Source organism: Streptococcus periodonticum (assembly GCF_003963555.1).
In the GTDB taxonomy this organism is placed as follows: domain Bacteria; phylum Bacillota; class Bacilli; order Lactobacillales; family Streptococcaceae; genus Streptococcus; species Streptococcus anginosus.
The window spans coordinates 598,844-612,055 of the sequence record NZ_CP034543.1; the positions used below are offsets into that span (position 1 = coordinate 598,844).

Annotated in this window: 6 protein-coding genes; all 6 read left to right on the forward strand. The window is 39.7% G+C overall.

Annotated elements, in window-relative coordinates; translation table 11 throughout:
* Positions 1-115: 115 nt before the first annotated feature.
* The 6 genes from rexB (at position 116) to glgA (ending at position 13,201) form a co-directional block, all read left to right on the forward strand.
* Positions 116-3,388, forward strand: coding sequence for an ATP-dependent nuclease subunit B (gene rexB, locus EHW89_RS02935; protein ID WP_126466639.1), 3,273 nt, complete (start codon positions 116-118; stop codon positions 3,386-3,388).
* Complete coding sequence (addA, locus tag EHW89_RS02940) at positions 3,385-7,065, forward strand: helicase-exonuclease AddAB subunit AddA (RefSeq protein WP_126466640.1); 3,681 nt, start codon at positions 3,385-3,387, stop codon at positions 7,063-7,065. Before rexB ends, addA begins: the two co-directional genes overlap by 4 nt.
* Before the next feature lie 520 nt (positions 7,066-7,585).
* Complete coding sequence (gene glgB, locus EHW89_RS02945) at positions 7,586-9,496, forward strand: 1,4-alpha-glucan branching protein GlgB (protein WP_126466641.1); 1,911 nt, start codon at positions 7,586-7,588, stop codon at positions 9,494-9,496.
* 3 nt (positions 9,497-9,499) lie between these two features.
* Positions 9,500-10,642: a glucose-1-phosphate adenylyltransferase gene (locus EHW89_RS02950; RefSeq protein ID WP_003025294.1), complete on the forward strand. Its 1,143-nt coding sequence runs from the start codon at positions 9,500-9,502 to the stop codon at positions 10,640-10,642.
* Positions 10,632-11,771 carry a glucose-1-phosphate adenylyltransferase subunit GlgD gene (gene glgD / locus EHW89_RS02955; RefSeq protein ID WP_003030501.1) on the forward strand — a complete coding sequence of 380 codons (1,140 nt, stop codon included), beginning with the start codon at positions 10,632-10,634 and terminating at the stop codon, positions 11,769-11,771. The genes EHW89_RS02950 and glgD overlap by 11 nt, the downstream gene beginning before the upstream one ends.
* Entirely contained in the window at positions 11,768-13,201 is a 1,434-nt protein-coding gene (gene glgA, locus EHW89_RS02960) for a glycogen synthase GlgA (protein ID WP_126466642.1), read from the forward strand. Before glgD ends, glgA begins: the two co-directional genes overlap by 4 nt.
* Positions 13,202-13,212 lie beyond the last annotated feature (11 nt).

The window sequence follows — 13,212 nt, forward strand, 5'->3', positions numbered from 1 at the left end:
GTTCTCCACAAGTATTCTTGTGGGGATTTTTTTCTTGAAAAGGTATGTAGTCAATCGCTGTTGAAAAACTTTAAAAATGATATAATAGGACTATATTTTGACAAAAAGGATGCTCATGAAATTACTTTATACTGATATTCGCAATCCCTTAACGAAGATTTTGGTGAAAGAAGCAGAGCGCTTGGCACAAACAGGCAAGCGCATATTTTATATTGCACCTAACTCTCTTTCATTTGAAAAAGAGAGGGCTGTTTTGAGTCTTTTAGAAAACCACGCTTCGTTTGCTATTACAGTGACACGTTTTGCGCAGATGGCGCGTTATTTTGTCCTCAATAATGTGCAGCAAGGCAGACCATTAGACGATATTGGTTTGGGAATGCTGTTTTACAAGGTCTTATCAGAAATGGATGAGCACGATTTGCGGGTGTACGGTGGCATTCGTACGGATGCGCAATTTATTCAACAATTGGTTGAGCTTTATCATGAATTGCAAGCTGCTCAGATGACCTTTTCGGATTTGGACTATCTAGATGAGGATGAGAAAAAAGCAGATTTGATCAAGATTTTACAGCTAGTGACGCATCAGCTAAATCAGAGTGAATTTATTTCTGAGTCAAATATTATGGTCTTTGCCAATCATATTACAGCAGGTGATGTAGATAAAGAATTGCAAGGATTGGCTTTGGTCATTGACGGTTTTACACGTTTTTCAGCTGAAGAAGCTTATTTGATCGAGCTTTTGCATAGCAAAGGTGCGGAAATCATCATTGGTGTTTATGCCAGTGAGAAGGCATACCGTGCGACTTTTCGAGAGGGCAATCTCTATCAGGCTAGCGTGGATTTCTTGCGCCATTTGGCAAATGAGTATGAAGTGAAACCTGAATATAGACCTGCAACGCAGCCAGATGATGCTTTTGGGAACATTTCAAAACTGCTAGAAAGCCGTTATGATTTCTCAGATGTTGAGTTGGAATTGACGGAGCAAGACCGCTCGCATGTACAGATTTGGTCGACTGTCAATCAAAAAGAAGAACTGGAATATGTGGCGAAAAGCATTCGCCAGCGAGTTCATGATGGTGCTCGCTACAAAGATATTCGCTTACTTTTGGGAGATGTGGAAGCCTATCGTTTGCAGTTAAAGACGATTTTTGATCAGTATCAGATTCCTTTTTATTTGGGGCGAAGCGAGTCCATGGCACATCACCCTTTGGTGCAGTTTATTGAAGCGTTAGTGCGTTTAAAACGATATAATTTTCGGACAGAAGATTTGCTCAATCTTGTAAAAACAGGTCTTTATGGCCATTTAAAGCAAGAAGAACTAGACTTATTTGAGCAATATATTCGCTTTGCAGATGTAAAAGGAGCCAGCAAATTTGCCAAGGATTTCACTCACAATCAGCATCAAAAATTTGACCTGATTCACATCAATCAATTAAGAAAAAAAATAGTCACTCCGCTTTTGGAATTTTTCAAATCTCGCAGTCAAACAGCGACAGGTTTGCTTCAAAAATTTCATCAATTTTTAACAACAATTTCTTTTTCTCAGAATTTTGCTGGTTTAGTAGATTTTACGAATCCGCAAGATCAAGAACGGCAAGAAGAAGTTTGGAAAGCTTTTTGTCATGTTTTGGAACAATTTGCCAGTGTCTTTTCAGCCAGCAAGGTCAAGCTAGATGATTTTCTGACTCTGGTGCAGTCAGGAATGCTGTTATCCAATTATCGGACTATTCCAGCAACGGTGGACGTTGTGACCGTTCAATCTTATGATTTGATTGAGCCCTTGTCAAGTCCTTTTGTCTATGCTGTTGGTTTGACCCAAGACTATTTTCCAAAAATTGTGCAAAACAAGAGTCTCTTGTCAGATGAAGAACGATTACGATTAAATGAAGCGACTGATGAGCGCTCGGAATTGCTGATTGCTGCTCAGGAAAATCTCCAGAAAAATCGTTTTGTCGCTTTGTCACTTCTGAATGCTGCGATGGATAGATTGGTGCTTTCTACTCCTCAGATTGTCAATGAAATAGAGAACAACATTTCTCCATATTTGTTAGAATTGCATGAACAACCAATTGGGCTGCCGATTGAAGTGAAGCGTTCGCAGGCAACGAGTGATGATATTGGAACTTATCGAGCTCTGCTGGCAAGGGTTATTGAGTTGAATCAAGGGGATATTGATCGGGAGCGTTCTTTGACGGAGAAAGAGCAGACTTTTTGGTCAGTAGCTGTGCGGGTTCTGCGCAAAAAATTGGAAAGCGAAGGCATCTCGATTCCTAATGTAACGTCAAGCCTTACAACAGAAACTTTGTCAGAACAGACTTTGCAAGCTCTTTATCCGCCTCATCAGGCATTTCTACTGTCGGCTTCAGCTTTGACAGAATTCTACCGCAATCAATATGCTTATTTTTTGAAGTATGTCTTGGCTTTGCAGGAAGAAATGACGATTCACCCAGATGCGCGCAGCCATGGAAATTTTCTGCATCGTGTGTTTGAAAAAGTCATGCAAGAGCAGTCTAGTGAGCCATTTGATAATCGCCTAGAAAAAGCCATTCAAGAAACCAGTCAGGAGGCAGAATTTAAAACTCTTTATACAGAAAATGCAGAAGCCTTGTTTGCTCACGAAGTTTTGCTGGACACAGCGCGTGCGACAGGACAGGTTTTAGAGAGAAATAAATTGGTAGAAACCATTCAAGAAGAAGCTGTTTTCGGACAGGAAGAAACAAATGTTCTAACCTTGTCAGACGGACGCAACCTTCAAATTCGAGGGAAAGTTGACCGGATTGACCGTTTGAAGATAGATGGCAGTCTAGGCGTTGTTGACTATAAATCAAGCGATACGAATTTTGATTTTCAAAAATTTTTCAATGGCTTAAATTCTCAATTACCTACCTATCTAGCAGCTTTGAAACAAGAGTCGTGGATGAATGAAGAAGCGCATGCTTTTGGTGCTATGTATCTGCAGATGACCAATCCACTTGTGCCTTTAGCCAAGACGAAGTCGCAAGGCGACGCTGTCAAAGAAGCAATGAAGAACCTAGAATACAAAGGTCTGTTCTTGTCTGAGCAGGCTCGTCAGCTGAATGGTTTGTATGATAAAAAGAAAGTGAATCTGTTGAGTCAAGAGGAATTGGAGACATTGTTGGCTTATAATGCACTCTTGTATCGCCGTGCTGCTGAGCAGATCTTGGCAGGGCATTTTTACATCAATCCTTATACGGAGAATGGCAAAAGTATTGCACCTTTTGTGGAGCAGTACAAGTCCATTACGGGATTTGAAGCGAACCTTCACCTCTCTAGCGCTCGCCGTTTGGTTAAGTTAGATAGCCACCCGACAGGTGAAAAAAAACGTCAAGCATGGATAGAAAAGATGAAGGAGGAGTTAGAAAAATGAAGCAAATTCCATTTTTGAGTCAAGCAGAGATTCGTGCTTTGCAGGATCAAGAAGCACAGTCTGACAAAGCTCAAAAACGTACACCAGAGCAAATCGAAGCCATTTACTCCTCCGGTCAAAATATCCTTGTATCTGCTTCTGCAGGCTCAGGAAAAACCTTTGTTATGGTGCAGCGGATTATTGACCAAATTCTGCGGGGAGTTCGCATTGACCAGCTCTTCATTTCGACTTTTACCGTTAAAGCAGCCAGTGAATTAAAAGAGCGCTTGGAGAAAGAGTTATCCAAGGTCTTGAAGGCAACAGATGATGAGGAGCTCAAACAGCACTTGGCGCAGCAATTAGCCGATATTCCGAATGCCGACATTGGAACCATGGACTCTTTTACCCAAAAGGTCCTCAATAAATATGGTTATCTCCTAGAATTGGCGCCAAATTTTCGCATTTTGCAAAATGCGAGTGAGCAGTTATTGCTACAAAACGAAGTTTTTGAGCAAGTTTTTGAAGACTTCTATCAATCTGATCAGGCAACTTTGTTTAAAAAATTAGTCAAAAATTTTACAGGTCAGAGGAAAGATTTGCTTGGTTTTCGAGAGCAGGTTTATAAGATTTATGCTTTTTTGCAATCCACCAGTAGCCCAATCGAATACTTAGAACAAGATTTCTTGAAAGCTTACGCTCATGCGGATTTCCAAGAAGAAAAAGCGCAACTTTTAGCACAAACAAAAGAAGCCCTTTTTGACCTAGAAGAATTTTTCCAGTATCATTTGGCGAATGAAGCCAAGGAATTTCCCAAAGCAAAATACCTTGAAAATGTGCAGCGTGTGCTTGATTGTCTGGCAAGTTTACAAGGGCATTCCTCTGAGGAAGCCTATCTCACAACGCTCAATAACATTGTAGAAATATCGCGTGCCAGCAATGGAAAAGCCTTGACGAACAGCGGACGAAAAGAAGAATTAAAAGAAATTATTAACGCCTATAACGAAAAACGCAAAGAAAAAATTCAAGTTTTACGAGATTTGGCAGATCAATTTTATCGCTTTGAATTTCAAGTGACCTATCATGAGGAAGCCAAGGAAATCTTGCTTGTCTTGCAGCAATTTATGAAATCGTTTGTGACAAGCTATCTACAACGGAAAAAAGAAGAAAATGCGTTTGAATTTGCAGATATCAGTCATTTTGCCATTCAGATTTTAGAAGAATTTCCTGATGTGCGCCACTTTTATCGGACAAAATACCATGAAGTCATGGTGGATGAGTATCAAGATACCAACCACACGCAAGAGCGGATGATAGAACTGTTATCAAATGGGGGTAATCGCTTTATGGTGGGGGATATTAAGCAGTCTATTTATCGTTTTCGTCAGGCTGATCCGCAGATTTTTAATGAGAAATTTAAAACCTATCAAGACGATAGCCAGCAAGGGAAATTGATTGTTTTGAAGGAAAATTTCCGCAGTCATGTGGAAGTCTTGGAAGCCACGAATGATGTTTTCAAACGTCTCATGGATGAGGAAGTGGGAGAAATTGATTATAATGAAACGCATTATCTGGTAGCTGGAAATCCTGCTAAAAAAGCACCAAATCCACAATATCAGACGGAATTTCTCATTTATGACGGAACGCTTGAGACGGATAATGAGGAGAATGACAAGGATGTTTCTTCTGTTTCTGCAGGAGAAGTAGCGCTGGTCATTAAGGAAATTATCCGTCTGCACAATGAGGAAAATGTCCCATTTGAAGATATGACATTGCTAACGGCTTCGCGGACGCGCAACGATGTGATTTTATCTGAGTTTGCCAAATACGGTATCCCAGTCGTTTCAGACGGTGGCGAGGATAATTATTTGCAATCTGTAGAAGTTATGGTGATGTTGGATACCCTGCGTACGATTAACAATCCGCTCAATGATTATGCTTTGGTGGCACTTCTAAAGTCACCAATGTTCACCTTTACTGAGGATGAATTGGCTCGTTTGGCCTTGCAAAAAAAGGTGACAGAAGCTACTTATGTTACTCATCAGGAAAATCTCTATGAGAAATTGAAAAATTCTCTGAGTGGGAACGGTCAACATCCCGAACTCATCACACCTCCTCTTTTAAAGAAAATCCAGCAGTTTCAAGAAATACTGCTGGATTGGCGAGAGTTTGCAAAAATAAATTCGCTCTATGATTTGCTTTGGAAAATTTATCAAGACCGCTTTTATTATGACTATGTAGGAGCCCTACCAAATGGAGCAGGGCGTCAAGCGAATCTCTACGCTCTTACTTTGCGAGCAAATGACTACGAAAAGATGAGTTTTAAGGGCTTGTCGCGTTTTATTGGGATGATTGATAAGATCTTAGAAACTCAAAATGATTTGGCGAGTGTCGTCGTTGCGGCTCCGAAGCATGCAGTCCGCTTGATGACAGTTCATAAGAGCAAAGGTTTGGAATTTAAATATGTCTTTTTGCTTAATATGGATAAAGTCTTCAATCGTAAGGATAGTAGTTCTGCTTTGATTATCAGTCGTCAAAATGGCGTCGGCATCAAGTATGTCGCGGACGTAGTGGTAGACGCTGCTGATGAGTTAGCGCCTAATCATGTTCGCTTGTCTATTGATACTCTTCCTTATGTGCAAAATGAGCGTGAGATTCATTTGGCAAGTATTTCTGAGCAAATGCGTCTGCTCTATGTTGCTATGACGCGGGCAGAAAGAAAGCTGTATCTGGTTGGCAAAGGTCGTCAAGAAAGCCTGGAGAAAAAGACCTTCCCTGCTCCTGAAAATGGTCGTTTAGCAGCCTCCATTAGGCAAACTATGACAAGTTTTCAAGACTGGATTTGGGCTTTACAGACAGTCTTTGAGAAAGACGATTTAGCTTTTTCAACACAATTTGTGACGGATAGCGATTTAACAAGTGAGAAAATAGGTCAGTTAAAGCTGAAGGAACGGATTGTCGAGGAGAACTTAGCGCACAATCGCCAGTCTGAGGATATTCGCAGGGCTTTGGATATTTTGGAAAATGTGGACAGGCGAAATACTCAGTATCGAGCAGCCATCCATTTGCCAAGTGTTCGGACACCGAGCCAAATCAAGAAATTTTATGAACCGGTCATGGATACAGACGGTGTTGAGATTATGGAGAAAAAAACTCCAGATTTTATTGGAAAAACTTCTTTTGAACTACCTGACTTTGCTAAAAAAGCCCCTGTTACAGGAGCGCAAATCGGTAGTGCTGTCCATGAACTGATGCAGCGTATTCCTTTAAATCAACTGCCTACAATAGCTATTTTAAAGGAAATATTGGCTCAGGTTCAGGCAGAAGAAACTGTCAAAAAGAAGATTGATTTGCAAAAGATAGCTAGTTTCTTTGAGACAGAGCTTGGTCAACTACTCTTAAAGCAGGCTGACAAAGTTTATCGTGAAGCTCCTTTTGCTATGTTAAAGCAAGATCAAGCGAGCGGACAGGATTTTGTAGTCCGTGGAATTTTGGACGGTTATCTCCTACTGGCTGATCGTATCGTTCTCTTTGATTATAAGACAGATCAATATACAAATCCAAGTGAATTAGTGGAGCGCTACCAAGCGCAATTATCACTTTATGCTGAAGCTCTTTGTCGTTCGTATGGTATTGAAAAAATAGAAAAATATCTAGTGCTGCTAGGTGGAGTTCAACTTCAAGTAGTAAAAGTAGACTAGATAGGATTTTTAGAGAATTGGGCTGATGAATGCTCCCAATTCTTTTTTACAAAAATAGAATCCTCTATTTCCGAATATTTGAGTTGTAAAAAAATAAAAAAGTTCACAAATCAGCTGATTTTTTAGAAAAAGTTATTGAAAATTTCAGAAAAATACGGTAAACTAGTATGTAACCAGACGATGGAGGAATGATATTTGAAATTATATCCTGTTGTTGCAATTCAATCTTATAAACTAAATCAAAAGGCGACTTTGTGTGGCCTTTTTTGTAAAGCTGTCTAGACCTTTATGAAAATTTTCATTTAAAAAAGTTTACTCTTTTATCGACTATTTAGTAGGAATGGAATGAAAAGTTTAAAATTTTAACAAAATCTAGTTATTTTTGCTAATAGTGGGCATTATTTGAAGAAATGTTCGGTTTTGAGAATTTTTTGTAATAATAATGGAAATTTACTTGAAAAGCAATAGGAAAAATAGTAAAATAGAATCATAGAAAACGCTTACAAAACGAGGTGAAAAAATGGATAGACAAGAAGCATTGAGAACTTTTACCACAGGTGAAAATTTCCATTTGCAGCACTATTTGGGGGCTCATCAAGATGAAGTAGATGGGCAAAGTGGCTATACATTTCGTGTATGGGCACCGAATGCTCAGAGTGTGCATCTGATTGGAGACTTTACCGACTGGTATGAAAATCAAATCCCTATGGCACGTAATGAAGGTGGCGTATGGGAAGTGTTTACGGATTTACCTAAGGAAGGAGACATTTACAAATACAACATCAAACGAAGTAGCGGGCAAGAAATTTTGAAAATTGATCCGCTGGCAGTTTATTTTGAAAAACGTCCTGGTACAGGTGCAGTAATTCGGACGATTCCAGAAAAGAAATGGAAAGATGGTCTATGGTTAGCTCGCAGAAAACGTTGGGGATTTTTCTCACGTCCAGTGAATATTTACGAAGCTCATGCAGGTTCCTGGAAGAAAAATGAGGATGGTAGCCCGTATTCATTTGCTCAATTAAAAGATGAACTGATTCCTTATTTGGTTAAAATGAATTATACTCATGTGGAATTCATGCCACTAATGGCGCATCCACTTGGATTGAGCTGGGGTTATCAGCTAATGGGATATTTTGCACTTGAGCACACGTATGGAACGCCTGAAGAGTTTCGTGATTTTGTTGAAGAATGTCATGTCAATAATATCGGAGTTATCGTTGACTGGGTGCCGGGTCATTTTACTATCAATGATGATGCCTTGGCTTATTATGACGGTACACCTACGTTTGAATATCAGGATCATGACCGTGCCCATAATTACGGCTGGGGCGCTCTTAACTTTGACTTAGGAAAGAATGAAGTGCAGTCTTTCTTGATTTCTAGTATCAAGTTTTGGATTGACTTTTATCACTTAGACGGAATCCGTGTGGATGCTGTTAGCAACATGCTCTACCTAGATTATGATAGTGGTCCATGGCAACCAAATATTGACGGGGGCAATCGCAACTACGAAGGCTATTACTTCCTTCAACGCTTGAACACGGTTATCAAACTGGCTCATCCAGATGTCATGATGATTGCAGAGGAAAGCACGAGTGATACAAAAATTACAGGTATGGCAGAAATGGGTGGTCTTGGATTTGACTACAAGTGGAACATGGGCTGGATGAATGACATTCTGCGCTTCTACGAAGAAGACCCAATTTACCGCAAGTATGATTTTAATCTAGTAACCTTTAGTTTTATGTATGCTTTCTCTGAAAATTTCTTACTGCCATTCTCTCATGACGAAGTGGTACATGGTAAGAAGAGTCTCATGCATAAGATGTGGGGAGATCGCTATAATCAATTTGCTGGTCTGCGAAATCTCTATACTTACCAAATGTGTCACCCAGGTAAAAAATTACTTTTCATGGGTAGTGAATGGGGACAATTCTTAGAGTGGAAATGTGAAGAATCTTTGGAATGGCGTGATTTGGCTGATGATATGAATGCCAAGATGCAGCATTTCACTTCTCAGCTCAATCAGCTTTATAAAGAAAATCGTGTTTTGTGGGAAAATGACTTGAGTTGGGACGGTTTAGAGATTATTGATGCGGATAATACAGATCAAAGTGTACTTTCCTTTATTCGGAAAAATGATAAGGGAGATATGTTAGTTTGCGTCTTTAATATGGCTCCGGTAGAACGCAAAGACTTTACCATTGGTGTTCCGGTAGCAGCCATATATGAAGAAATTTGGAATACCGAATTAGAAGAATGGGGAGGTGTATGGAAAGAGTACAATCAAACAGTTCAGTCTCAAGAAGGCTTGTGGAAGGATTATCCTCAGACGTTGACCTTTACTTTGCCAGCATTAGGGGCAAGTATTTGGAAAATTAAACGTCGTGTGAAATCAGCAAATGGAAGTAAGAAGTCCAAAAAGGAGTAACAGATGAAGAATGAAATGCTAGCTTTGATTCTTGCCGGTGGGCAAGGAACACGCCTTGGAAAACTCACTCAAAGTATTGCCAAACCAGCAGTACAATTTGGTGGACGCTACCGTATCATTGACTTTGCTTTGTCCAATTGTGCCAATTCAGGAATTCATAATGTTGGTGTCATTACTCAATACCAACCATTAGCTTTGAATAGTCATATTGGAAATGGTTCTAGTTGGGGACTGGATGGTATTAACACAGGAGTTTCTATTCTCCAGCCATATTCAGCAAGTGAGGGCAATCGTTGGTTTGAAGGAACTAGTCATGCGATTTATCAAAACATTGATTATATTGATACTATCAATCCTGAGTATGTCTTGATTTTGTCTGGTGACCACATTTACAAAATGGACTACGATGATATGCTTCAATCTCACAAGGACAACAACGCCAGTCTGACGGTAGCTGTTCTGGATGTTCCTTTAAAAGAAGCGAGTCGTTTTGGTATTATGAATACAGATGCCAATAACCGCATTGTCGAGTTTGAAGAAAAACCAGCTGAACCTAAGTCTACTAAGGCTTCTATGGGGATTTATATCTTTGACTGGAAACGCCTGCGTAATATGCTGGTAGCTGCTGAAAAGAGCAATGTAGATATGTCTGACTTCGGTAAGAATGTTATTCCAAATTATCTTGAATCCGGCGAAAGTGTCTATGCTTATGAATTTAAGGGATATTGGAAAGATGTTGGAACGATTGAGTCACTTTGGGAAGCCAATATGGAGTATATTGACCCAAACAATGCTTTAGACAGCCGGGATCGTCAATGGAAAATTTATTCACGTAACTTGATTTCCCCACCAAACTTCCTTGGAGAAAATGCTCATGTAGAAGATTCTTTGGTTGTGGACGGCTGTTTGGTAGACGGAACAGTTAAACATTCGATTCTTTCTACGGAAGCTCAAGTGCGTAAAGATGCAGTTGTAGAAGATTCTGTGATTATGAGTGGTGCTATCATTGGTCAAGGTGCAAAAATCAAACGTGCTATTATCGGTGAAGGAGCTATCATTTCTGATGGTGTAGAAATTGATGGGACAGACGAAGTACAAGTTATCGGATACAATGAGAAAGTGGGGGTACCATCAGATGAAGATTGATAAATATTCAGCAATTTTAGGAAATACAGTTGGATTTCATGATATGTCTACTTTGACAAATCATCGTCCAGTTGCCAGTTTGCCGTTTGGTGGGAAATATCGTTTAATTGACTTTCCGTTGTCTAGCCTGGCCAATGCAGGGATTCGGAGCGTCTTTGGCATTTTCCAACGAGATAATATTAGTTCTGTCTTTGACCATATCCGTTCTGGACGTGAATGGGGGCTGTCTACTCTTTTGAGTCACTACTATCTTGGTATTTATAATACGCGCGTAGAAAGTTCTACTGTTGGTAAAGAATACTACGAGCAATTATTGACCTACTTAAAACGTTCAGGCAGCGATCAAACGGTAGCATTGAACTGTGATGTTTTGGTGAACATCGACTTGAACCAAGTCTTCCACTTACATGGTACAACTGCTCAACCGATCACAGTTGTCTATAAAAAATTACCAAAAAAAGGAATTTCCGAAGTCAATGCTGTTTTGGAAATTGATGAAACAGATCATGTGAAAAATCACCATCTTTTTGATGATAAAAAAGATCAGGATTTGTACAACATGTCAACGGATATCTTTGTTGTGGATACACCTTGGCTGATTGAAAAGTTAGAAATAGAAGCACAAAAAGAATTTCCTCAAAAATTACGTTATGTTTTACGTGATTTAGCTGCTCAGGAAAAAGCGTTTGCTTATGAATATACGGGTTATTTAGCAAATATTCATTCTGTCACTTCGTACTTCAATGCCAATATTGATATGCTTGATTCACAAAAATTCTATTCCCTTTTCTCTCCAAATCAAAAGATTTATACGAAAGTAAAAAACGAAGAGCCAACTTATTATGCAGTCGGTTCTAAGGTTTCAAATGCTCAATTTGCTTCTGGCAGTATTATTGAAGGAGAAGTGAGTGGTTCTGTCATTTCTCGTAATACTCGTATTAAAAAAGGAAGTCGTGTAAAAAACAGTATTCTTTTCCCACGTGTCCTTATTGGCGAAAATGCTGTTGTAGACTATGCAATCTTAGATAAGGGTGTTGAGATTGCTGAGAATGTGACCGTTCGAGGAACAGTTGATAACCCAGTTGTTCTTAAAAAAGGCGAAAAAGTGACAGAGGATAGAATTCAATGAAAATTTTATTTGTAGCAGCAGAAGGTGCACCTTTTTCTAAAACAGGAGGATTGGGAGACGTCATTGGCGCTCTCCCTAAATCTCTTGTGAAAGCTGGTCATGAAGTGGGTGTCATTCTTCCATACTATGATATGGTGGATAAAAAGTTTGGCGACCAAATGGAAGACTTGTTCCATTTTGAAGTGAAGGTCGGTTGGCGTGGTCAATATGTAGGCGTGAAACGTACAGTTTTAAACGGTGTTACCTTCTACTTTATAGACAATCAATACTATTTCTTCCGCGGACATGTTTATGGCGATTTTGATGACGGCGAACGCTTTGCCTATTTCCAAATGGCAGCTGTTGAGTTGATGGAAAGAGTAGATTTTATTCCAGATGTTCTCCATGTGCATGATTATCATACAGCGATGATTCCATTTTTGGTGAAAGAAAAATACCATTGGATTCAAGCTTATCATGGTATTCGGACTGTGTTAACCATTCACAATTTAGAATTTCAAGGGCAATTTTCTGATGGCATGCTCTGGGATTTGTTTGGAGTAGGCTATGAGCGTTATGCAGACGGTACCTTGCGTTGGAATAACTGCTTGAATTGGATGAAAGCAGGGATTTTGTATGCAGATCGGGTGACAACCGTATCACCAAGCTATGCGCATGAAATCATGACCCCAGAATTTGGCTGTGGTTTGGATCAAATTTTACGAATGGAATCTGGTAAAGTATCAGGTATTGTCAATGGAATCGATACAGATATTTATAATCCAGAAACGGACAATTTGCTGGAGTACCATTTTAATAAGGATGACTTATCTGGTAAGTTGGCAAATAAGCGTGCTTTGCAGGAAAAAGTTGGTTTGCTTGTGCGAGACGATGTGCCTTTGGTAGGAATTGTATCTCGTTTAACTTGGCAAAAAGGCTTTGATTTGGTTGTGGATCAGTTGCACAATTTATTGCAAGATGATGTACAAATCGTTCTTTTAGGTACAGGAGACCCGTCTTTTGAGCAATCCTTTGCTTGGTTTGATCAAGCTTATCCAGAAAAATTATCTGCCAACATCACTTTTGATGTGAAATTAGCGCAAGAAATTTATGCAGCTTGTGATATGTTCTTAATGCCAAGTCGCTTTGAGCCATGTGGATTGTCCCAAATGATGGCCATGCGTTATGGAACCTTACCTCTCGTACATGAAGTTGGTGGCTTGCGTGACACCGTTCAACCGTATAATGCCTACGAAGGAACAGGAACTGGATTTAGCTTTAATAATTTCTCAGGCTACTGGCTGAAATGGACGTTTGATATGGCTGTCAGTCTCTATCATAACGATAAAGAAGCATGGCAGTCGCTTCAAAAGCAAGCTATGGAGCGTGATTTCTCATGGGACACCGCTAGTCAGGCCTATAGCCATTTGTACCAATCTCTTTATTCATAGAAGGGAGTTTG